This is a genomic window from Pseudomonas sp. ATCC 13867, from assembly GCF_000349845.1.
In the GTDB taxonomy this organism is placed as follows: domain Bacteria; phylum Pseudomonadota; class Gammaproteobacteria; order Pseudomonadales; family Pseudomonadaceae; genus Pseudomonas.
In genome coordinates this window covers 417,776-438,492 of record NC_020829.1, presented here as the reverse complement: position 1 = coordinate 438,492, position 20,717 = coordinate 417,776, and the positions used below count along the sequence as shown (strand labels likewise).

Below are 20,717 nucleotides of genomic sequence, written 5' to 3'. Positions count from 1 at the left end.
GGGCACCCTGTGTGACCGCCCGACGGAACCCGAGATGAAAGACTGGCTGGACGAAATCAACTGGAATGCCGATGGACTGGTGCCGGCGATCGCTCAGGACCATCGCACCGGTCGCGTGCTGATGATGGCCTGGATGAACCGCGAGGCCCTGGCCCTCACCGCCGCCGAGAACCGCGCCATCTACTGGTCGCGCTCGCGCGGCAAGCTCTGGCGCAAGGGCGAGGAATCCGGCCACGTGCAGAAGCTGCACGAACTGCGCCTGGATTGCGACGCCGACGTGGTGATCCTGATGGTCGAGCAACTGGGCGGCATCGCCTGCCATACCGGCCGCGAGAGCTGCTTCTACCGGGTGTTCGAGAACGGCGCCTGGCAGACCGTCGACCCGGTGCTCAAGGATCCGGACGCCATCTACTCCCACGTAGGTACAGGAAAACCCCATGAGCACTGATACCCTCGCCCGCCTGGCGGAAGTCCTCGAAGCGCGCAAGAATGCCGCAGCGGACAGCTCCTACGTGGCCAGCCTGTACCATAAGGGCCTGAACAAGATTCTGGAGAAAGTCGGCGAAGAATCGGTGGAAACCATCATCGCCGCCAAGGACGCCGCCGCGAGTGGCGACTGCACTGACCTGATCTACGAAACAGCCGACCTCTGGTTCCACTCTCTGGTGATGCTCGCCGCCCTCGGCCAGCACCCACAGGCGGTACTGGACGAGCTGGACCGCCGCTTCGGCCTTTCCGGGCACGACGAAAAAGCCGCCCGCCAGCCGTCGGCCTGACCCCTATCATTTCAAGGAGTACAAGATGGGCATCTTTGACTGGAAACACTGGGTCGTCATCCTGATCGTCGTGGTCTTGGTCTTCGGCACCAAACGCCTGAAGAACCTGGGTTCGGACGTCGGCGAAGCCATCAAGGGCTTCCGCAAGGCGATGAACACCGAGGAAGACGAGAAGAAAGACCCGAACGCCGCTGCCGGCAACCCGCCGCTGAACCAGCCGCACACCATCGACGCCCAGGCGCACAAGGTCGAAGAACCGGCGCGCAAGGACTGATGGAATAAACCATGTTTGGTATCAGCTTCAGCGAACTGCTGCTGGTGGGCCTGGTCGCCCTGCTGGTGCTCGGTCCCGAGCGCCTGCCGGTCGCCGCGCGGACTGCCGGCCTGTGGATCGGCCGGCTCAAGCGCAGCTTCAACGCCATCAAGACGGAAGTGGAGCGTGAGCTGGGCGCGGATGAAATCCGCCGCCAGTTGCACAACGAGCACATCCTGCAGATGGAGCAGGAAGCCAAGAAGCTGATGGCGCCGCTGAACGACCTGCAGTCCCAGGTCGAAAACAGCCTGACCCCGCAACCGCAGGCGGAAACCCCGCCCGCGGCACCGGCCATCGCGCCCAACGGCCACCTGAACAGCCTGCCGGGCGCGGGCCTTGCGCCTGCCGCCAACCCGGAAACAGCACCGGCCGAGCCGACCGTCGCGCCCCAGGCGCCAGCGTCGAGCCAGCCGTCCGCTTCGCCCGAGACGCCGCGTACCCCATGAGCGCCGAAAAGCCCGACCAGCCCGAACAAGACCAGGAAATGCCCCTGGTCTCGCACCTGACCGAACTGCGCAACCGCCTGCTGCGCTGCGTGATCGCGATCTTCGTGATCTTCATCGGCCTGCTGTACTTCTCGCAGAAGATCTACGCGCTGGCCTCCGAGCCACTGCGGCGCTTCCTGCCCGAAGGCGCGACCATGATCGCCATCGATCCGGCGTCGGCCTTCCTCGCGCCGCTCAAGCTGACCATGATCGTCGCCGTGCTGTTCGCCATGCCGGTGATCCTCGGCCAGGTCTGGGGCTTCATCGCGCCGGGACTGTACAAGCACGAGAAGCGCGTCGCCCTGCCCCTGCTGGCCTCCAGCATCGTGCTGTTCTACGCCGGCATGGCCTTCGCCTACTTCCTGGTGTTCCCGTTGATGTTCCACTTCTTCCTCGGCCAGGCCCCGGAAGGGGTGACGCCGATGACCGACATCAACAGCTACCTGGACTTCCTCACCCTGCTGTTCGCCTTCGGCGTGGCCTTCGAGATTCCCGTGGCCACCGTGCTGCTGGTGTGGATCAGGGTGGTCGACGTGGCCTACCTGAAGAAGATCCGCCCCTACGTGATCATCGGCTGCTTCGTGGTCGGCATGATCCTCACCCCGCCGGACCCGCTGTCGCAGACCCTGCTGGCGGTACCGATGTGGATGCTGTTCGAGGCCGGCGTACTGTTCAGCCACCTGATCCGCAAGCGCGGCCCGGAACCGGAAGAAGAATCCAAGGGCGACCAGCCGCCGGCGACCCGTTCTTGAACCTGCTGCTGCTGGACGACGCCGACTTCGTCGCGGCGGACCGCGTGATCCTGCGTGACCGCCGCCTGGTCCACATGCAGGACGTCCACCGCGCCGAAAGCGGCGACCGGCTACGCGTCGGTCGTCTCGGCGGCCTGATGGGCGAAGGCCATCTGCTGCGCCTGGAGGCCAACGAAGCCGAGCTGGAAGTGCGCTTCGACCAGCCGCCGCCGGACAAGCTGCCGATCACCCTGCTGCTCGCCCTGCCCCGCCCGAAGATGCTCCGCCGCGTGCTGCAGACCATCTCGGCCCTGGGTGTGCCGCGCCTGGTGCTGCTCAACAGCTACCGGGTGGAAAAGAGCTTCTGGCAGACGCCGTTCCTCGAACCCGACGCCATTCGCGAACAACTGATCCTCGGCCTCGAGCAGGCCCGCGACACCGTGTTGCCCGAGGTGATCATCGAGAAGCGCTTCAAGCCCTTCGTCGAGGACCGCCTGCCGGCGATGGCCGCCGGCAGCCTCGGCCTGATCGGCCATCCCGGCCCCTGGCCGGCGTGCCCCCGCGCCCTCGCCGAACCGGTCACCCTGGCCATCGGACCGGAGGGCGGCTGGATTCCCTACGAAGTGGAAAAGCTCCGCGAAGCCGGGCTCGACCCGGTGCAACTGGGCGAGCGCATCCTGCGCGTCGAAACCGCCGTCACCGCGCTGTTGGCACGCTTGTTCTAAGCCAGGAACCGCAAGGTTTCCAGCCTGAACCGCCAGTCAGAAAAACACCGCGCGCCCTTCAGTTCCGGACACCAACGCCGATACCCGCGATACCGGTCGTCCCCACCCTGCGCATCTCCCGCTCAGCCCTACGCACCGGCCCTGTTCATCGCTGGAGCCCCGCCGTCATGTTCCGCTGGTTCAACAACCTCAGTGTCAAACTCAAACTCGCCGCAGGCTTCGGCCTGGTGCTGCTGCTCACCCTGTTGATCGCCCTCACCGGCTGGATCAACCTGGGCAACGTGATCGACCGTGGCGACAAGCTCGGCGAGATCTCCGAGCTGGCGGCGGTCGCCAAGGACCTGCGCGTCTCACGCCTGAAATTCCAGTCCACGCGCTCGCCGCAAGACGCCAAGCTGGTGGTCGACACCCTGGACCAGCTGGATCGGAGCCACGGCGCGCTCTACGACAAATTCAGCACGGCGGAAGATCGTCGCAAGATGGACCAGCAGCGCGAACTGGCAACCGAGTATCGCCGCCTCTTCGGCGAACTGCTGAAGTCCTTCGACGCGCGCGACGCCGCCAAGCAGAACCTCATTCGCAATGCTGCGCTCATCACCGGGGGGCTGGAGAAAGCCGAACAGACGCTGGTCGCCGGCGGCGCCACCGAGAGCCTCCGCCCGCTGCAGCAACTGGCCGACCTGGGCCGCCAGGTGATGCTGGCGCGCTTCCAGGTGCTCGCCTACACCAGCAATGACAATCCCGCGCTGGAGACGCCCGCCGTCGACGCTCTCCAGCAGGCCATCCAGGCCGTGCAGACGGGCATGCGCGGCGCTCCCGTCGAACTCGCCGCCGACTACCAGAACGCCCTCGACGCGCTGTCGGCCTATCGCGCGGCGCTCGACAGCTATCGCCATGAGGTCAACGCCAGCCAGGCCGCCCGTGACCGCATGCGCGACGGCGGCGTGCAGATCGAGAAGATCAGCAACGAGCTGACCCTCAGCGAAACCGCCAAGCGCGACGCCGGCGTCGGCCAGGCGAAAACCCTGCTGGCGCTGTCCGCCCTCATCGCCCTGGTACTGGGCCTGATCGCCGCCTGGATCATCACCAGGCAGATCGTCAATCCGCTGCGTGACGTGCTGGGGCATGCCGAGCGCATCGCCGACGGCGACCTGAGCCACGACATCCACACCAGCCGCTCCGACGAACTGGGCCAGTTGCAGCGGAGCATGCAGCGCATGAACCTGTCCCTGCGCGAACTGATTGGCCGCATCCACGACGGCGTGACCCAGATCGCCAGCGCCGCCGAGGAGCTGTCGGCCGTTACCGAGCAGACCAGCGCCGGCGTGAACAACCAGAAATCCGAGACCGACCAGGTCGCCACCGCGATGAACGAGATGGCCGCCACCGTGCAGGAAGTCGCGCGCAACGCCGAGGAGGCCTCCGAGGCCGCCTCCGCCGCCGATCGCGAGGCCCGCGACGGCGAAGGCGCGGTCAACGAAGCCGTCGGGCAGATGGACCGCCTGGCCGGCGAGGTCGACCGCTCCAACGAATCGGTGCTCAAGCTCAAGCGCGAAAGCGAGAAGATCGGCAGCGTGCTGGACGTGATCAAGGCGGTGGCCGAGCAGACCAACCTGCTGGCCCTCAACGCCGCCATCGAGGCCGCTCGCGCCGGCGACGCCGGCCGCGGCTTCGCCGTGGTCGCCGATGAAGTGCGGGCCCTGGCGCAGCGCACCCAGTCCTCCACCGAGGAGATCGAGGAGCTGATCGCCGGTCTGCAGAGCGGCACCCAGCAGGCCGTGCAGATGATGGAAACCAGCCGCGAGCTGACCGTCAGCACCGTCGACCTGACCCGCCGCGCCGGTGAGCGCCTGGGTGCGATCACCCGTACCGTGTCGACCATCCAGTCGATGAACCAGCAGATCGCCGCCGCTTCCGAGCAGCAGAGCGCCGTGGCCGAGGAAATCAACCGCAGCGTGATGAACGTGCGCGACATCTCCGAGCAGACCGCCGCCGCCAGCGAGGAAACCGCCGCCTCCAGCATGGAGCTGGCGCGCCTGGGCAACGAGCTGCAGATGCTGGTCAGCCGCTTCCGCGTCTGATCCGCCCCGCAACGAACAAGGCCCGCGCAATGCGGGCCTTCTCTGTTTTTCCATGCCCGGACATCGGCGCCAGCGCTTCCCCTCACCCCATCTGGGAGAGGCTGGCTAACGCGCGGCCAAGGAGCTTTGGCTCTTCGTAGGAGCGAGCTTGCTCGCGAATCGATTCCGCGGCGGGGCCTGTTTGTGAGCAAGCTCGCTCCTACAGAAAGCGTCGCATGCGCGACATCGCGACAAATTCCCGCCTTCAGTTTCCCATTTCGCCGCCGATAGCCTCTGGCGCACGAAGATGCGCCCCGACAATTCCGCCTCGCCACTGCACACCTGTATTTGCCAGCCACGGGCCGTCGATCCCGTGGCGACGCCTGCCTGGAGTATTCGACATGTACGATTGGCTAGTAGTACAGCTGGGACGCCTTAACGTCAGCCTCAAGCTGGCGGTGGGTTTCGGTATCCTCCTGTTCCTCACCCTGCTGGTCCTGCTCGGCGGCCTGCGCAGCCTGGACAACCAGGCCCGGCGCGGCGAGCAGTTGGCGACCATCACCGAGCTGAACGACCTCAGCCAGCAGGCCAACCTGGCCCGCCTGCAGTTCGAACTGGGCGGCGACCGTGCCCAGGCCGAGCGCGTCGAGCAGCACAGCGCGAAGATGCTGGAACTGATCGAACAGCGCCTGCGGGACGGCGACATCGATGCGACCCCGCTGGACAGCGCGCGCCAGGCCGTGGCCGACTATCGCCAGGCGTTCGCCGGCCTGACCCGCGCCGTCGAGCAGCGCAGCGAGGCCCGCGGCACCCTGGTGGGCAGCGCCCAGCGCGCCTTGCAGACCTTCGAGGCGTTGGACAGGCAGCTCTTCGACCGGCTCGCCGGACAGCCCGGCGACGCCCAGTTGCTGCACAGCGCCCAGGCCGCCGGCCAGTTGCACCAGCAACTGCTGCAGGTGCGCTACCAGGTGCGCGGTTATGTCTTCGAACAGTCGGCCAGCGCCGAGCAGGCCGCCTTCGCCGCGTTCGACACCCTGCGCGACAGCGGCGCGACGCTGCAGGGACAATTGCCGGCCGACGCCGCCGAGGACCTGGCCAGCGCGTTGAACGAGCTGCAGGGCTACCGCAGCGGCATCGAACACTTCCGTGACGGCGTCAACGCCACGCGGCAGGCGCGCCAGGCCCTGGACGGCGCCAGCCAGGCGATGCTCGGCGCCAGCACCCGGCTGTACGACGATACCCTGCAGCGCAACGCCGCGGAAACCGCCGCCGCCAAGACCCGGCAGATCCTCATCGCCGTGCTGGCCCTGGCCTTCGGCCTGCTGTCCGGCTGGGCCATCAACCGACAGATCGTCCGCCCGCTCCACGAGGCGCTGGAACTGGCCGAGCACATCGCCCAGGGCGACCTGTCGCAGGGTCTGGTCCGCGAGCTGAACCTGCAGCGCCCCGACGAACTGGGGCAGTTGCAACGCGTCATGCTGCGCATGCGCGAGAACCTGGCCCAACTGATCGGCCAGCTCGGTGGCAGCGTCGGCCAGTTGGCCACCGCCGCCGAGGAGCTCTCGGCGGTCACCGAGCAGACCCGCGCCGGGGTCAACGCCCAGCGGGTGGAAACCGAGCAGGTGGCCAGCGCCATTCATGAAATGGCCGCCACCGTGCAGGAAGTCGCGCGCAACGCCGAGCAGGCCTCCCTGGCCGCCCAGCAGGCGGACCAGCAGGCCCGCCAGGGCGACCAGGTAGTGCAGGACGCGGTTGCGCAGATCGACCGGCTGGCCAGCGAGGTGGATCGCTCCGCCGAGGCGATGGAATCGCTGCGCAAGGAAAGCGAGAAGATCGGCAGCGTGCTGGATGTGATCAAGTCGGTGGCCGAACAGACCAACCTGCTGGCGCTCAACGCCGCCATCGAAGCGGCCCGTGCCGGCGAGGCCGGGCGCGGTTTCGCCGTGGTGGCCGACGAAGTACGCGGCCTGGCCCAGCGTACCCAGCAGTCCACCGAGGAAATCGAGGGACTGATCGCCGGCCTGCAGCGCGGCGCCCAGGACGCGGCGCAACGCATGGACGGCAGCCGCCGCCTGACCGGCAGCTCGGTGGAACTGACCCGCCGCGCCGGCGAGGCGCTGGGCGTGATCGCCCGCACCGTGGCCGACATCCAGGGCATGAACCTGCAGATCGCCTCCGCCGCCGAACAGCAGAGCAGCGTGGCCGAGGAGATCAACCGCAGCGTGGTGCAGGTCCGCGAGATCGCCGACCAGTCCGCCGCCGCCAGCGAGCAGACCGCCGGCTCCAGCACCGAACTGGCGCGCCTGGGTAACCAGCTGCAGTTGCAGGTGGGCCGCTTCCGCCTGTGACCGTCGAACCGGTCGGTGCTCCCGCGCCGGCCGGCAACGGCAGGACAGTTGTCATGCGCATGGCGTAGCATCAGTCACTCGCCACACTGGGAGAGTGACCATGCGCCCGCTGACCATCGACCTCGACGAACTGGCCTTCGCGCTCGATACCCAGGGTATCGAGCACTACCTCGATCTCTTCAGCGGTCAGGTGCTGCTGATCCCCGAGGACGATCCCGACCCGGAACTGGCCGAACTGCTGCACCGCGAGCCGGAGCGCCTGCTGCCCATCGAGCCGCTGAGCAGCCGCCAGTCGCTGGACCTGATGCGCGACTTCCTGCGCGAAGTGCCCGAGCCCCACGCCTATTCCGCCTTGGCCAACGCCATCGAGGGGCGCAAGCCGTTCAAGGCCTTCCGCCATGTATTGATGGGGTACCCCGAGCTGCTGCAGGCCTGGTATGTCTACCAGGGCGAACGCCTGCGCGAGTGCGCGCTGGACTGGCTGGCGGACAACCATATCCAGCCGGCGACGCGGAGTGCGATGTTGTAGTCCGAGGGTTCGCGAGCACGCAAGCCGGACCTGTAGGAGCGAGCTTGCTCGCGAACCACCCCAGACTCCGGCGCCCTGCGTTCCGACCCTACCCGCACGAACAAAAACGCCGCCCCGAAGGGCGGCGTTCTCGTTTCCAGCCAGTGAAGATCAGCCTTTGGGCGCTTCGCTGGAGATCGGCTTTGCTTCCGCCGCCGTGGCCTGCCAACCGCCGCCGAGGGCCTTGTACAGGTTCACCTCGCTGGTCAGCTGGTTCAGCCGGTCGCTGATCAGTTGCTGCTGGGCACTGAACAGCGAACGCTGCGCATCGAGCAGGGTCAGGTAGTTGTCCACACCCGTGCGGTAGCGCTTGTCGGCCAGGCGGTAGTACTCGCTGCTGGCGTCCACCAGCGAGCGCTGCGCCTGCAGTTGCTCGCCGAAGGTGCCACGGGCGGCGAGGCCGTCGGCGACCTCGGAGAAGGCCGTCTGGATGGCTTTCTCGTACTGCGCCACGTTGATGTCCTTCTGCACCTTGGCCAGGTCCAGGCTGGCGCGCAGGGCGCCGGCGTTGAAGATCGGCAGGCTGATGGACGGCTGGAACAGCCAGCTGCCGGAGCCGGCATCGAACAGGCCGGAGAGGTCCGGGCTGAGGCTGCCGGCATTGGCGGTCAGGCTGATGTTCGGGAAGAACGCCGCGCGCGCCGCGCCGATGTTGGCATTGGCCGCCTTGAGCTGATGCTCGGCCTGGAGGATGTCCGGGCGACGCTGCAGCAGGTCGGACGGCAGCCCTGCCGGCACGGTGGCCAGCAACTCTTCGGACAGCTCGCGGCCTTGCGGCAGGTCCGCCGGCAGGCCGGAGCCGAGCAGCAGCACCAGGGCGTTCTGGTCCTGGGCGACCAGGCGGGTGTACTGCGCCAGGGTGGCCCGCGCGCTTTCCACCGAGGTCTGCGCCTGGCGCAGGTCCAGCGCCGAGGCGACGCCGACGTCGTAGCTGCGCTTGGTCAGGTCGTAGCTCTTCTGGTAGGTGCCCAGGGTGTCGCGGGTCAACTTCAGTTGAGCCTGGTCGGCGCGCAGGGTCAGGTAGGCGTTGGCGACGTTGGCCACCAGGCTGGTCTGGGTGCTGCGACGGGCCTCTTCGCTGGCGAAGTAGGTTTCCAGCGCCTGGTCACGCAGGGCGCGCAGGCGACCGAACAGGTCGAGCTCCCAGGAGGTGACGCCCAGGGTCGCGCCGTACTGGCTGCTGATCATCGAGTTGCCGGTGGTCGACAGGTCGGCCGGCAGGCGCTGGCGCGAGCCGTTGATGCCGGCGTCCACCGCCGGGAACAGGTCGGCCCGCTGGATGCGGTACTGCGCCCGGTAGGCTTCGATGTTCAGCGCGGCGACGCGCAGGTCACGGTTGTTTTCCAGCGACACTTCGATCAGCCGCTGCAGTTGCGGGTCCTTGAAGAACTCGCGCCAGCCGATGTCGGCGCCGGCGTTGGCCGGTTGCGCCGCCACGTAAGCATCGCCCTGCGGATAGGCCCCCGCCACGGGCGCCTCGGGGCGCTCGTAGTCGGGGATCAGCGAGCAGCCGGACAACACGCCGGCGGCTATCGCGAGGGACAGTAAGGACTTTCTCATATCAATGCCCCTTCTCGGTGGCTTCCTGTTCCTTGGACGCGGCGTCCTTGAACAGGGTACTGACCACCACGTAGAACAACGGCACCCAGAAGATCGCCAGGACGGTCGCGGTGACCATGCCGCCGATCACGCCGGTACCGATCGCGTGCTGGCTGCCGGAGCCGGCGCCGGTGGAGATCGCCAGCGGCACCACGCCGAGGATGAACGCCAGGGAGGTCATGACGATCGGGCGCAGACGCATCCGGCACGCCTCGACGGCCGCCTCGACGATGCCCTTGCCCTGCTCGTGCAGTTCCTTGGCGAACTCGACGATCAGGATCGCGTTCTTCGCCGACAGGCCGATGGTGGTCAACAGGCCCACCTGGAAGAACACGTCGTTGGACAGACCGCGCATGGACGTCGCCAGCAGCGCACCGATGACGCCCAGCGGCACCACCAGCATCACCGAGAACGGAATCGACCAGCTCTCGTACAGCGCTGCCAGGCAGAGGAACACCACGATCAGCGACAGGGCATAGAGCGCCGGGGCCTGGGAGCCAGACAGGCGCTCCTCGTAGGACAGGCCGGTCCAGGCGTAGCCCACGCCCTTGGGCAACTGCTTGACGATCTCCTCAACCGCCGCCATCGCCTCACCGGTACTGCGGCCCATAGCCGGTTCACCGAGGATTTCCATCGCCGGTACGCCGTTGTAGCGCGAAAGCTTGGGCGAGCCATAACTCCACTCGCCGGTGGCGAAGGCGCTGAACGGGACCATCTCGCCCTTGTCGTTGCGCACGTACCACTTGTCCAGGTCTTCCGGGCTCATCCGCGCATTCGGACGACCCTGCAGGTAAACCTTCTTCACCCGGCCACGGTCGATGAAGTCGTTGACGTAGTTCGAACCCCAGGCGATGGACAGGGTGCTGTTGATGTCGGCCAGCGACAGCCCCAGAGCACTGGCCTTCTCGTCGTCGATCAGCAGCTTGTACTGCGGCTCGTCGTTCAGGCCGTTGGGACGCACGCGCTGCAGCGCGGGGTTTCGCTCGGCCAGGCCGAGGAACTGGTTGCGCGCGCCCATCAGCACCTCGTGGCCGACGCCGGCCTGGTCCTGGAGGAAGATGTCGAAGCCCACGGCGTTACCCAGCTCGAGCACCGCCGGCGGGGCGAAGGCGAACACCATCGCATCCTTGAAGGTGAAGAAGTGTTCCTGGGCGCGGTGGGCCAGCTCGAACACGCTGTTCTCCTTGCCCGGACGCTCTTCCCAGGGCTTGAGCATGATGAACGCCATACCCGAGCTCTGGCCGCGGCCAGCGAAGTTGAAGCCGGTCACGGTGAACACCGAGGCCACCGCGCTGCTTTCCTGTTCCAGCAGGTAGGAACGCATCGCGTCGACCACCACCTGGGTCCGCTCGGCGGACGAGCCCGCCGGCGTCTGCACCTGGGCGAACAGTACGCCCTGGTCCTCGTCGGGGAGGAACGCGGTGGGGATGCGGGTGAACAGGTAGACCATGCCGCCGAGGATCACCACGTACATCAGCAGGTACGGGAAGCGGTGCTTGAGGATCGACACCACCCCACGCTCGTAGCCGTGCGTGGTGGCGAGGAACATGCGGTTGAACCAGCCGAAGAAGCCGCGCTTGTGCTCGCCGTGGTCGCCCTTCTCGATGGGCTTGAGCATGGTGGCGCAAAGCGCCGGGGTGAGGACCAGGGCCACCAGCACCGACAGGGCCATCGCCGAGACGATGGTGATGGAGAACTGCCGATAGATCACCCCGGTGGAGCCGCCGAAGAACGCCATCGGCAGGAACACCGCCGACAGCACCAGGGCGATACCCACCAGCGCACCCTGGATCTGGCCCATCGACTTGCGCGCGGCCTCCCTGGGCGACAGGCCTTCCTCGGCCATCACCCGCTCGACGTTTTCCACCACGACGATGGCGTCGTCCACCAGCAGGCCGATCGCCAGCACCATGCCGAACATGGTCAGGGTGTTGATCGAGAAGCCGAAGGCGGCGAGCACGCCGAAGGTGCCCAGCAGCACCACCGGCACGGCGATCGTCGGGATCAGCGTGGCGCGGAAGTTCTGCAGGAACAGGTACATCACCAGGAACACCAGCAGGATCGCTTCGCCCAGGGTCTTCACCACCTCATGGATGGAGGCGGAAACCACCGGGGTGGTGTCGTACGGGTAGACGATCTTCATGCCCTGCGGGAAGAACGGCTCCAGGGTGCCCAGGGTGGAGCGGATCGCCTTGGCGGTGTCCAGCGCGTTGGCGCCGGTGGCCAGTTTGATCGCGATACCCGAGGCCGGCTTGCCGTTGAACTGGGCGTTGATGCTGTAGTCCTGGCCGCCCAGGGCGACGTCGGCGACGTCCTTCAGGCGAACCTGGGAGCCGTCGGCGTTGACCTTGAGGAGGATCTCCTTGAATTGCTCGGCGCTCTGCAGGCGGGTCTTGCCGATGATGGTGGCGTTGAGCTGCTGGCCCTTGACCGCAGGCAGGCCGCCCAACTGGCCGGAGGAGATCTGTACGTTCTGCGCCTCGATCGCCGCCCTCACGTCGCCCGGAGTCATCTGGAAGCTGTTGAGCTTGGCCGGGTCCAGCCAGATGCGCATGGCGTACTGCGAGCCGAACACCTGGAAGTCGCCCACGCCGGAGGTCCGCGACAGCGGGTCCTGGATGTTGGAGACGATGTAGTTCGACAGGTCTTCCCGGGTCATGCCGCCATCGGTGGAGACGACGCCGACCACCATCAGGAAGTTCTTCACCGCCTTCGTCACGCGGATGCCCTGCTGCTGCACTTCCTGCGGCAGGAGCGGCGTGGCCAGCTGCAGCTTGTTCTGCACCTGGACCTGGGCGATGTCAGGGCTGGTGCCCTGGTCGAAGGTCACGGTGATGGTCATGCTGCCGTCGGAGTTGGACTCCGAGGAGATGTAGCGCAGATGGTCGAGACCGTTCATCTGCTGCTCGATCACCTGCACCACGGTGTCCTGCACCGTCTCGGCGGAGGCCCCCGGGTAGCTCACCTGGATGGCGATTGCCGGCGGCGCGATGGCCGGGTACTGGTTGACCGGCAACTTGAGGATCGACAGACCGCCCGCCAGCATGATCACCAGGGCGATCACCCAGGCGAAGATGGGCCGGTCAATGAAAAACTTCGACATTACGAATCCCCTTGATTAACCCTGCTTGGCCGGTTGCGCGGCGGCGGGTTTGTCGGTGGCCCCGGCGGCGGGCGCCACGTTCTTCGCGGGTACGGCCTTGGCCTGCCCCCCCGGCTGGACGAACTGCAGGCCTTCGGTGATCAGGCGATCGCCGGGCTTGAGGCCTTCGCTGACCAGCCAGTAGGCGCCGACGGTGCGTTCGGCCTTGAGGGTACGCAGCTCGACCTTGTCGCCTTCGCCCAGCACAAGCGCGGTAGCCTGGCCACGGAAATCGCGGGTCACGCCCTGCTGCGGGGCGAGGATCGCCTGCTTCTTCACCCCTTCCTGAAGCTGCGCGTGGACGAACATGCCCGGCAGCAGTTCCTTGTTCGGGTTGGGGAAGATCGCGCGCACGGTGACCGAGCCGGTGCCCTGGTCGACCGACACCTCGGAGAACTCCAGCTTGCCTTCCAGCGGGTATTCCGAGCCGTCTTCCAGGTACAGCTTGACCTTGGCGGCATTGTCGCCGGCCTTCTCCAACTGCCCGGCGGCCAGCTCGCGGCGCAGGCGAATCAGCGCGGTGGAGGGCTGGGTCACGTCGACATAGATCGGATCCAGCTGCTGCACGGTGGCCAGTGCGTCGGCCTGGCCGTTCTGCACCAGCGCGCCCTCGGTGACCGAGGAGCGGCCGATACGGCCGGAGATCGGCGAGTAGACCCTGGTGTAGCGCACGTTGATCCTGGCATTGTCCACCGCGGCCTTGGCCTGCAGATAGGCGGCCTGGGCGTCGGCGTACTGCTGCTTGCTCACCGCCTCGTCCTTCACCAGTTCCTTGTAGCGCTCGGCCTGCTGCTGGGTGGACACCAGGTTGGCCTGGGCGCTCTGCAGGGTAGCCTGGTAGGTGGCCGGGTCGATCTGGTACAGCTGCTGGCCTTCCTTGACGTCGCTGCCTTCCTTGAACAGGCGCTTGAGGATGATGCCGTTCACCTGCGGACGAACTTCGGCGATGCGATAGGCAGTGGTGCGGCCGGGCAGCTCGGTGCTCAGGGTCACCTCCTGCGCCTGCAGGGTCACCACCCCCACTTCAGGGGTCGGCGTCTCCTGCGGAGCCTGACTCTTGTCACAGCCGGCAAGAGTGGCCACGGCGACGAGCAGGGTCGGAACCAGGGCGCGCATGGCTGGCTTTCGTTGCATATCGTTATCCTCATGAGCAAAGCATCCGGGGTGGCGTTGGGCTTGCCGGTCCGGAAAGCTGGCAAAAATACTTACATTCAGCTCTGTTTGTAAACGTCCGAAAGCCCTGCGGGAAAGCTACTGAAACGATTTAGTCGTTTGCCGAATCGGCAGTAGGTTTCCCGCAAGGCGGAGGTCTGGCAGCACAAAGTTGATAACATCAACTAAAATAAGAAAAATGGTTGATCCGATCAATCGGATTTACATTCCGTTTACCGTGACCGCGCCGATGACCCACACCGTGAATCCCGAGTTGCCACAAGCCCTGATGAAGGTTTTCGACCACATGCGCGAAAGCCTCCAGGACAAGCTGTGCGCCGAGGGTATCGACCTCGCCCCGCCGGACATCCGCCTGCTCGAACTGATCGGCGCAGACGCCGGACAGAGCCTGCAATGCCTGGGCCGCAAACTGTGCCGCGACAAGGCGCTGGTCACCCGCAAGATTCGCGAGATGGAAGCGCTCGGACTGGTCCGTCGCGAACGCAACCCTGACGACCAGCGCAGTTTCCAGCTGTTCCTCACCGAGGCTGGCCGGAGCATCGAGACACGCACCCTGGCCATCCTCGCACGAACTCATGACGATCTGTTCGCGCCACTCGACGACGCCCAGCAACAGATGCTCACCCACCTGCTCCAACAGTGCCTGCCAGACCGTACGGCATAAGCCATACAAACGAAAACGCCGGCGAATGCCGGCGTTTTCGCGATTCCGCGTCTTACTGTCGCACCCCTTCGACCGAAAGGGTCAGCTCCACTTCCTGGGAAGACGGGCCGAGATCGCGCTGAATGTTGAAGTCCTTCAGCTTGAGGGTGGTGGTGCCGATGAAGCCGGCACGGTAGCCGCCCCACGGGTCGTCACCCTGGCCAACCAGTTCGGCCTTGATGGTGACCGGCTTGGTCACCCCGTTCAGGGTCAGGTTGCCGGTGATTTCGGCGTTCTTGCCATCGGCCTTCACAGCGGTGGACTCGAAGGTCGCGGTCGGGTTCTTGCCGACGTTGAGGAAGTCCGGGCTGCGCAGGTGCTTGTCACGCTCGGCGTGGTTGGAGTTCACGCTGTTGGTGTTGATGGTGACCTTGACCTTGTCGGCGGACGGATTCTTCTCGTCGAAGGTGAAGGTGCCGTCGAAATCGTCGAAGCGGCCATACAGCCAGCTGTAGCCCAGGTGCTTGATGCGGAACTCGATGAAGGCGTGCTGGCCTTCCTTGTCGATCTTGTAGTCCGCGGCCATGGCCTGGCCGGCGGAGAACAGCGCAGTGCCCAGAGCCAGCGCGGCGAAGGTCTTCTTCAACATTGAACAATCTCCCTGTGGGTGAGGTTTTACTTCGCGGCGCGGCCGAACATGCGTGTCAGCGTGGCGTCGCGATCGATGAAATGGTGTTTGAAGGCCGCCAGGGCGTGCAGCACGGCGAGCACCACCAGCGCCCAGGCCAGGTACAGGTGGATGACGCCGGCGACGTCGGCCTGGTCCGGCAGCCCGCTCAGGGTGGCGGGTACGTCGAACCAGCCGAACACGCTGATCGGCTTGCCTTCGGCGGTGGAGATCAGGTAGCCGACGATCATCACCGCGAACAGCAGCGCGTACAGCGCCAGATGGCCGACCTTGCTGCCCAGCCGGGTGAGCGATCCATGATTGGCCGGTGCCGGCGGCGGCGGGCTGACGAAGCGCCAGACCACGCGCAGGGCCAGTGCGATGAACAGCAGGATGCCGATGCCTTTATGGATTTCTGGAGCGCGGTGGTACCAGGTGTCGTAGTAGTCCAGCTCACGCATCCACAGGCCCAGGCCGAACAGACCGAAGACCACCAGCGCACTGCCCCAGTGCAGGAACAGGCTGACCAGTCCGTAGCGAGCGGGGGAATTACGCCATTGCATCGATCTACATCCTTGAATAACGGAGGTCCAAGACTATCGACAAATTGATCGAATAAAAGTGGAAAATCCTGCTTTGAAACATCGATTCACAAGATAGATCCCCTCTGAAACGCGCGTACCAGGGCCCAGAAACAACAATGCCGGCTTTCGCCGGCATTGTGTGCGGGACGCATCCGATCAGAACGGCAGCCAGGACAGGATGCCCTTCTTCTCGCCCTTGCCGTCGGCAGCCTTGTCACTGGCGGCCGGCTTGCTCTCGGCAACCAGGGCCTTGCCTTCCAGCACCGGGGTCTTGCCGGCATACAGGTCACGAACCTGGCTGGCGGCGCGCTTGCCGCTGCGCAGGGCGCCCTCCAGGGTGCCTGGATAGAGCGCATCGGTGTGCTCGCCGGCGAAGGCGACGCGGGACACCGGGGTTTCCCAGACGCGCCAGAAGCGGCTGATCTGGCCCGGACCGAAGGCCAGGTAGGAACCGCCGGTACCGACGTCGGTGCTGTAGCGACGCATTTCATAGCCGGCGTAGGCGCCGCGCATCTTCGGGTAGTACTTGTTCATGCGGATCAGGACCTGCTCCAGCACCTGGCGATCGCCGAAGGCCTGCATCACGCGGGCGTTGTCGCCGGACAGGTTGATCAGCACGTTGGCGCCGCCCTTGGTCGCGGGCTCGACCCAGATCATGCCCAGGCCCTGGTCGCTGTAGATCTCGCCGGACAGGCGCGACTTGTCGTCCCATACCGGACGCTTGAACTTCATCAGGATCTGGTCGCGCCAACCGTAGTTGGTGCTCTTGAGCGCGGCCTGCTGCTTCTCGCTCAGGCCCGGGGTCATCTGGATGTTGCCCAGGGCGCGCAGCGGCACGGCCAGTACCAGGTAGTCGGCGCTGTAGCCGGTGGGACCGACCTTGACGGTCACGCCGTCCTTGTCCTGGCTGATCGAGGTGACCTTGGCGTTGGTCTTGATGGTCTTGATCTGCTTGACGAAGGCCTGGGCCAGCACCTGGCTGCCACCGGGCAGGCGCGCGGCACGCAGGTCGCGGTCATTGACGTTGCGGTACACGCGACCCTGCTGGGCGAGGTACAGCAGCGACAGGCGCGACGGTTCGTCATAGCGCGAACGGATGCGCTGGTTGACCAGCAGGCGAGCGGTCGGCGACAGGTTCAGCTTGTCCAGCCAGCGCGCGGCGTTCATCTGGTCCAGCGCGAACAGGGTCTTGCTCGACAGCGGGTTGAGCGGGTCCTCGATGGAGGCGGAGAGCTCGTCCAGCGACTTCTCGAAGCGCTCCAGGTCCGCGGCGACGGCCGGCATCTTCTGCTTCAGGTCGCTGCTGGAGTAGTAGACGCCGTCGATCAGGTAGCTTGGCGTACGCACGAAGTCGGGTGCCGGAACGGCCTTGATCTTCAGGGTATCCAGGTAACTGTTGAGTGTCGGCTGCACCTTGCTGTTGCCGATCCACTCGCTGGTGGCCAGGCCCGAACGGCCACCCACCTGCGGCTTGGCCTCCAGTACGGTGACCTGCCAGCCGTTCTGTTGCAGCTCGTAGGCCGCCGACAGGCCGGCGAGTCCGCCACCGACCACGATGGCCGTCGGCTGTTTGTCCTTGCCCAGCGCCACCGCGCTGAACACCCCCAGAGCAAGCAACGCAGCAGCGCGCAGCCATCCCGTCTTCATCGCCACGATTCCCCAAATGGTGCAAAAGGGCGAAGCATACGTCAGCGCCTGAAGGGCGGATAGACGTCTTGGTCGGCAATCGGCGACATGTGTCGTCGGACGCGTCCTTGTCCATCTCAAGTGCATTGCATAGGCTTGCCCGACCCTCTCAAGCCGTCCATCAGACGACCAGCCAGATTAGGAGTACCCCAATGGGCCTGAATGCCGAGTGGATGCAGCGCGATCTCAGCGTGCTCTGGCACCCCTGCACCCAGATGAAAGACCACGAACGCCTGCCGGTGATCCCGATCCGCCGCGGCGAAGGCATCTGGCTGGAGGACTTCGAAGGCAAACGCTACCTGGACGCGGTCAGCTCCTGGTGGGTCAACGTCTTCGGCCACGCCAACCCGCGCATCAACCAGCGCATCAAGGACCAGGTGGACCAGCTGGAGCACGTGATCCTCGCCGGCTTCAGCCATGCGCCTGTGATCGAGCTGTCCGAACGCCTGCTGCGTCTGGCGCCGGCCGGCTTCTCCCGGGTGTTCTACGCCGACAGCGGCTCGGCCGGCATCGAAGTCGCGCTGAAGATGAGCTACCACTACTGGCACAACCTCGGCCAGCCGCAGAAGAAGCGCTTCATCACCCTGACCAACAGCTACCACGGCGAAACCGTGGCGGCGATGTCGGTGGGCGACGTGGCGCTGTTCACCGAGACCTACAAGTCGCTGCTGATGGACACCATCAAGGTGCCGACGCCCGACTGCTACCTGCGCCCCGAAGGCGTGAGCTGGGAAGAACATTCGCGGACGATGTTCGCGGCGATGGAGCAGGCGCTGGAGCAGCACCACCAAGAGGTCGCGGCCGTCATCGTCGAGCCGCTGGTGCAGGGCGCCGGCGGCATGCGCATGTACCATCCGATCTACCTCAAGCTGCTGCGCGATGCCTGCGACCGCTATGGCGTGCACCTGATCCACGACGAGATCGCCGTCGGCTTCGGCCGCACCGGCACGATGTTCGCCTGCGAGCAGGCCGGCATCACCCCGGACTTCCTGGTGCTGTCCAAGGCGCTGACCGGCGGTTACCTGGCGATGAGCGCGGTGCTGACCACCGATAACGTCTACCAGGCCTTCTACGACGACTATTCCACCCTGCGCGCCTTCCTCCACTCGCACACCTACACCGGCAACCCGCTGGCGTGCGCCGCCGCCCTGGCGACCCTGGACATCTTCGAGCAGGACAACGTCATCGAAGCCAACAAGGCCCTGGCGGCGAAGATGGCCAGCGCCACCGCGCACCTGGCCGACCACCCGCACGTCGCGGAAATCCGCCAGACCGGCATGATCCTCGCCATCGAGATGGTCCAGGACAAGGCCACGAAAAAACCCTACCCCTGGCAGGAACGCCGCGGCCTGAAGGTCTTCCAGCACGGTCTGGAGCGTGGTGCGCTGCTGCGTCCGCTGGGCAGCGTGGTGTACTTCCTGCCGCCGTACATCATCACCCCCGAACAGATCGACTTCCTCGCCGAAGTCGCCAGCGAAGGCATCGACATTGCCACCCGCGACAGCGTGAGCGTGGCGGTCAGCGAACGCTTCCCCGAGCATCGCGATCCGGGCTGATCGGCTACAAGCGGCAGGCCGAAAGCTTTAAGCTTGCCGCTTTCCCCCATCAGTTCGACATCGCCATGCGCCTCTCCCGCTTCTTCATCGACGCCCCGCTCTCCCTCGGCCAGCACGAGCTGCCCGAAGCCCAGGCCCATTACATCGGCCGCGTGCTCCGGCACTCGGCCGGCGACGCCGTGCAGCTGTTCGACGGCTCCGGCCACGAATACCTGGGCGAACTGATCGAGGTGGGCAAGAAGAACGTCCGCGTGGAACTGCGCGAAGCCTTCGACGGCCAGGCCGAATCGCCGCTGCGCGTACACCTGGGACAGGGCCTGTCCCGTGGCGAGCGCATGGACTGGGCGATCCAGAAGGCCACCGAACTGGGCGCCAGCGAGATCACCCCGATCGTCAGCGAACGCTGCGAAGTGCGCCTGAAGGACGAGCGCGCCGACAAGCGCATGGCCCACTGGCGCCAGGTGGCGATCAGCGCCTGCGAACAGTGCGGCCGCTCGGTGCTGCCGGTGCTCAATGCGCCGGTAACCCTGGCCGAATGGCTGGAGAGCTGCGAGGCGCAGCTCAAGCTGGTGCTGCACCCGGTGGCCGAGCCGCTGACCAGCCATGACAAGCCGACGAGCCTGGCCTTCCTGATCGGCCCGGAAGGCGGCCTGAGCGATGCGGAGGTGGAGCAGGCCAAGGGTGCCGGATTCCAGGCCGCCCGGCTGGGGCCGCGCGTGCTGCGGACCGAGACGGCGCCGGTGGTGGCGCTGAGCGTGGCGCAGCAGCTTTGGGGTGATTTCTGAAGTCGGGATTCGCGCTCGCCGAGAAGCCCCTCACCCCAGCCTGGCTGCGCCCCGCTCCTGAGGGAGAGGGAGCCGGCAGCGCCGATGCCAGGCGGGTTCGCGAGCAAGCTCGCTCCTACGAAAATCGCTCCGAGCTAGCCGGCGAGCTGTAGGAGCGAGCTTGCTCGCGAACCGCCCAGCTCTGGCGCATCCGGTCAACTCAGATTCCCCGCAACGCCAACCCCGCCAACACCAACCCGCACAACGCATGGCTCATCCGCTGCCAGCACGGCGAGGCGTTGTGCCTCAGCCAGTCCACCAGCGCCGCACAGCAGAAGCAGCAGAGCACCGAACAGGCGGATGGGGCGCCAGGGCGCGCCCAGGCGGCTTCAGATCAGGCCGGAATCGGCCAGCATCTGCTCCAGCGCGACCAGGTCGGGGATGCGTGCCTGCTCGTCGCCCAGGTTCACCGCGTCCAGCTCCAGCGGCGCCAGCGGCACATTGGCGCGCTGCAAATCGGTACCGACCTTCAGCGAACGCGGAATGCCCTGCACCAGCAGGGCGAGGAACTTGACGCTGGCCCGGCCGCCGAGGGCGTTGAGCACCAGTACGCGGGCGCCGGCGCTGACCTGCGCCTGGCCGTCGGAGGCTGCCTCGAAGGACAGCAGCGGCAGGCGCAGGTCGCGCCAGGCCACCTGACCCAGGTACCAGGACGGCAACCCTTCCACCGGGTGCGGCGCGCGGTAGGTGATCAACTCGGCCACCGCCACGTTGGGCAGCAGCAGGTTGCGGTCGGCCAGCGGCACCAGCAGGCCGGTCAGGCTCACCGGTCCGGCGTTGGCTGCCACGGCGGACTGGCCGCCTTCCTTGACCACGGGAAGATCACTCATCGCACCA

The 20,717-nt window shown here is 66.2% G+C and carries 19 protein-coding genes and 2 pseudogenes; 14 read left to right on the top strand and 7 right to left on the bottom strand.

Annotation, left to right across the window (positions count from 1 at the left end; translation table 11 throughout):
• Nucleotides 1–34: 34 nt before the first annotated feature.
• The 11 genes and pseudogenes from hisI (at nt 35) to H681_RS01940 (ending at nt 7,967) form a co-directional block, all read left to right on the top strand.
• Nucleotides 35–448 carry a phosphoribosyl-AMP cyclohydrolase gene (hisI, locus tag H681_RS01980; protein WP_015475166.1) on the top strand — a complete coding sequence of 138 codons (414 nt, stop codon included), beginning with the start codon at nt 35–37 and terminating at the stop codon, nt 446–448.
• A complete protein-coding gene (locus H681_RS01975; RefSeq protein WP_015475165.1) occupies nt 438–776 on the top strand; it encodes a phosphoribosyl-ATP diphosphatase in 339 nt (112 codons plus the stop codon). The genes hisI and H681_RS01975 overlap by 11 nt, the downstream gene beginning before the upstream one ends.
• 25 nt (nt 777–801) lie before the next feature.
• Nucleotides 802–1,050: a twin-arginine translocase TatA/TatE family subunit gene (locus H681_RS01970; RefSeq protein WP_015475164.1), complete on the top strand. Its 249-nt coding sequence runs from the start codon at nt 802–804 to the stop codon at nt 1,048–1,050.
• A gap of 11 nt (nt 1,051–1,061) precedes the next feature.
• On the top strand, nt 1,062–1,535 hold the full coding sequence (gene tatB / locus H681_RS01965) for a Sec-independent protein translocase protein TatB (protein WP_015475163.1): 474 nt from the start codon (nt 1,062–1,064) through the stop codon (nt 1,533–1,535).
• Nucleotides 1,532–2,326, top strand: a complete 795-nt coding sequence (gene tatC / locus H681_RS01960; RefSeq protein ID WP_015475162.1) for a twin-arginine translocase subunit TatC — start codon at nt 1,532–1,534, stop codon at nt 2,324–2,326. The genes tatB and tatC overlap by 4 nt, the downstream gene beginning before the upstream one ends.
• Nucleotides 2,323–3,030, top strand: coding sequence for a 16S rRNA (uracil(1498)-N(3))-methyltransferase (locus H681_RS01955; RefSeq protein WP_015475161.1), 708 nt, complete (start codon nt 2,323–2,325; stop codon nt 3,028–3,030). The genes tatC and H681_RS01955 overlap by 4 nt, the downstream gene beginning before the upstream one ends.
• 167 nt (nt 3,031–3,197) lie before the next feature.
• Nucleotides 3,198–4,190 (top strand): annotated as a pseudogene (locus H681_RS27190) (methyl-accepting chemotaxis protein); the annotation flags it as partial.
• A 48-nt stretch (nt 4,191–4,238) separates the two neighbouring features.
• On the top strand, nt 4,239–5,111 hold the full coding sequence (locus H681_RS27185) for a methyl-accepting chemotaxis protein (RefSeq protein WP_442961256.1): 873 nt from the start codon (nt 4,239–4,241) through the stop codon (nt 5,109–5,111).
• Nucleotides 5,112–5,326: 215 nt separating this feature from the next.
• Nucleotides 5,327–6,532 (top strand): annotated as a pseudogene (locus H681_RS27180) (methyl-accepting chemotaxis protein); the annotation flags it as partial.
• A gap of 33 nt (nt 6,533–6,565) precedes the next feature.
• Nucleotides 6,566–7,438 carry a methyl-accepting chemotaxis protein gene (locus tag H681_RS27175; RefSeq protein ID WP_442961255.1) on the top strand — a complete coding sequence of 291 codons (873 nt, stop codon included), beginning with the start codon at nt 6,566–6,568 and terminating at the stop codon, nt 7,436–7,438.
• 100 nt (nt 7,439–7,538) lie between these two features.
• A complete protein-coding gene (locus H681_RS01940) occupies nt 7,539–7,967 on the top strand; it encodes a UPF0158 family protein (RefSeq protein WP_015475158.1) in 429 nt (142 codons plus the stop codon).
• A gap of 150 nt (nt 7,968–8,117) precedes the next feature.
• Here the strand turns inward: H681_RS01940 and H681_RS01935 are convergent, their stop codons facing one another.
• Genes H681_RS01935 through mexA form a run of 3 tightly spaced genes read right to left on the bottom strand, consistent with a single transcriptional unit; the run spans nt 8,118 to nt 13,881 of the window.
• Entirely contained in the window at nt 8,118–9,566 is a 1,449-nt protein-coding gene (locus H681_RS01935) for an AdeC/AdeK/OprM family multidrug efflux complex outer membrane factor (protein WP_015475157.1), read from the bottom strand.
• 1 nt (nt 9,567) lies between these two features.
• Entirely contained in the window at nt 9,568–12,708 is a 3,141-nt protein-coding gene (locus tag H681_RS01930; RefSeq protein ID WP_015475156.1) for an efflux RND transporter permease subunit, read from the bottom strand.
• Nucleotides 12,709–12,723: 15 nt separating this feature from the next.
• Nucleotides 12,724–13,881 (bottom strand): multidrug efflux RND transporter periplasmic adaptor subunit MexA, encoded by a 1,158-nt coding sequence (mexA, locus tag H681_RS01925; RefSeq protein ID WP_157883291.1) that lies wholly within the window; start codon nt 13,879–13,881, stop codon nt 12,724–12,726.
• A gap of 268 nt (nt 13,882–14,149) precedes the next feature.
• On the opposite strand from mexA, the gene H681_RS01920 reads away from it, so the two are divergent.
• Entirely contained in the window at nt 14,150–14,584 is a 435-nt protein-coding gene (locus H681_RS01920) for a MarR family winged helix-turn-helix transcriptional regulator (RefSeq protein ID WP_041712331.1), read from the top strand.
• Nucleotides 14,585–14,636: 52 nt separating this feature from the next.
• Here H681_RS01920 and H681_RS01915 read toward each other — a convergent pair whose 3' ends face one another.
• The 3 genes from H681_RS01915 to H681_RS01905 all read right to left on the bottom strand — a co-directional run bounded on the left by H681_RS01915 (nt 14,637) and on the right by H681_RS01905 (nt 17,461).
• Nucleotides 14,637–15,212, bottom strand: coding sequence for a YceI family protein (locus tag H681_RS01915; protein WP_041711680.1), 576 nt, complete (start codon nt 15,210–15,212; stop codon nt 14,637–14,639).
• A 26-nt stretch (nt 15,213–15,238) separates the two neighbouring features.
• Complete coding sequence (locus H681_RS01910; protein WP_015475152.1) at nt 15,239–15,793, bottom strand: cytochrome b; 555 nt, start codon at nt 15,791–15,793, stop codon at nt 15,239–15,241.
• Between the two features lie 177 nt (nt 15,794–15,970).
• Nucleotides 15,971–17,461 (bottom strand): flavin monoamine oxidase family protein, encoded by a 1,491-nt coding sequence (locus H681_RS01905; protein ID WP_015475151.1) that lies wholly within the window; start codon nt 17,459–17,461, stop codon nt 15,971–15,973.
• Between the two features lie 191 nt (nt 17,462–17,652).
• Here H681_RS01905 and H681_RS01900 point away from each other — a divergent pair, with 191 nt between their 5' ends.
• Both H681_RS01900 and H681_RS01895 read left to right on the top strand, forming a co-directional pair.
• A complete protein-coding gene (locus H681_RS01900; protein ID WP_015475150.1) occupies nt 17,653–19,056 on the top strand; it encodes an adenosylmethionine--8-amino-7-oxononanoate transaminase in 1,404 nt (467 codons plus the stop codon).
• 65 nt (nt 19,057–19,121) lie between these two features.
• Nucleotides 19,122–19,841: a 16S rRNA (uracil(1498)-N(3))-methyltransferase gene (locus H681_RS01895; RefSeq protein ID WP_015475149.1), complete on the top strand. Its 720-nt coding sequence runs from the start codon at nt 19,122–19,124 to the stop codon at nt 19,839–19,841.
• Nucleotides 19,842–20,209: 368 nt separating this feature from the next.
• Here the strand turns inward: H681_RS01895 and H681_RS01890 are convergent, their stop codons facing one another.
• A complete protein-coding gene (locus H681_RS01890) occupies nt 20,210–20,710 on the bottom strand; it encodes a chemotaxis protein CheW (protein WP_015475148.1) in 501 nt (166 codons plus the stop codon).
• Nucleotides 20,711–20,717: the final 7 nt, after the last annotated feature.

What these genes read in the sequence shown, in the direction of transcription:
- hisI (WP_015475166.1), top strand. Translation starts at nt 35, where the DNA reads ATGAAAGACTGGCTGGACGAAATCAACTGGAATGCCGATGGACTGGTG.
- H681_RS01975 (WP_015475165.1), top strand. Translation starts at nt 438, where the DNA reads ATGAGCACTGATACCCTCGCCCGCCTGGCGGAAGTCCTCGAAGCGCGC.
- H681_RS01970 (WP_015475164.1), top strand. Translation starts at nt 802, where the DNA reads ATGGGCATCTTTGACTGGAAACACTGGGTCGTCATCCTGATCGTCGTG.
- tatB (WP_015475163.1), top strand. Translation starts at nt 1,062, where the DNA reads ATGTTTGGTATCAGCTTCAGCGAACTGCTGCTGGTGGGCCTGGTCGCC.
- tatC (WP_015475162.1), top strand. Translation starts at nt 1,532, where the DNA reads ATGAGCGCCGAAAAGCCCGACCAGCCCGAACAAGACCAGGAAATGCCC.
- H681_RS27185 (WP_442961256.1), top strand. Translation starts at nt 4,239, where the DNA reads ATGCAGCGCATGAACCTGTCCCTGCGCGAACTGATTGGCCGCATCCAC.
- H681_RS27175 (WP_442961255.1), top strand. Translation starts at nt 6,566, where the DNA reads ATGCTGCGCATGCGCGAGAACCTGGCCCAACTGATCGGCCAGCTCGGT.
- H681_RS01940 (WP_015475158.1), top strand. Translation starts at nt 7,539, where the DNA reads ATGCGCCCGCTGACCATCGACCTCGACGAACTGGCCTTCGCGCTCGAT.
- H681_RS01935 (WP_015475157.1), bottom strand. Translation starts at nt 9,566, where the DNA reads ATGAGAAAGTCCTTACTGTCCCTCGCGATAGCCGCCGGCGTGTTGTCC.
- H681_RS01930 (WP_015475156.1), bottom strand. Translation starts at nt 12,708, where the DNA reads ATGTCGAAGTTTTTCATTGACCGGCCCATCTTCGCCTGGGTGATCGCC.
- mexA (WP_157883291.1), bottom strand. Translation starts at nt 13,881, where the DNA reads ATGCAACGAAAGCCAGCCATGCGCGCCCTGGTTCCGACCCTGCTCGTC.
- H681_RS01920 (WP_041712331.1), top strand. Translation starts at nt 14,150, where the DNA reads ATGACCCACACCGTGAATCCCGAGTTGCCACAAGCCCTGATGAAGGTT.
- H681_RS01915 (WP_041711680.1), bottom strand. Translation starts at nt 15,212, where the DNA reads ATGTTGAAGAAGACCTTCGCCGCGCTGGCTCTGGGCACTGCGCTGTTC.
- H681_RS01910 (WP_015475152.1), bottom strand. Translation starts at nt 15,793, where the DNA reads ATGCAATGGCGTAATTCCCCCGCTCGCTACGGACTGGTCAGCCTGTTC.
- H681_RS01905 (WP_015475151.1), bottom strand. Translation starts at nt 17,461, where the DNA reads ATGAAGACGGGATGGCTGCGCGCTGCTGCGTTGCTTGCTCTGGGGGTG.
- H681_RS01900 (WP_015475150.1), top strand. Translation starts at nt 17,653, where the DNA reads ATGGGCCTGAATGCCGAGTGGATGCAGCGCGATCTCAGCGTGCTCTGG.
- H681_RS01895 (WP_015475149.1), top strand. Translation starts at nt 19,122, where the DNA reads ATGCGCCTCTCCCGCTTCTTCATCGACGCCCCGCTCTCCCTCGGCCAG.
- H681_RS01890 (WP_015475148.1), bottom strand. Translation starts at nt 20,710, where the DNA reads ATGAGTGATCTTCCCGTGGTCAAGGAAGGCGGCCAGTCCGCCGTGGCA.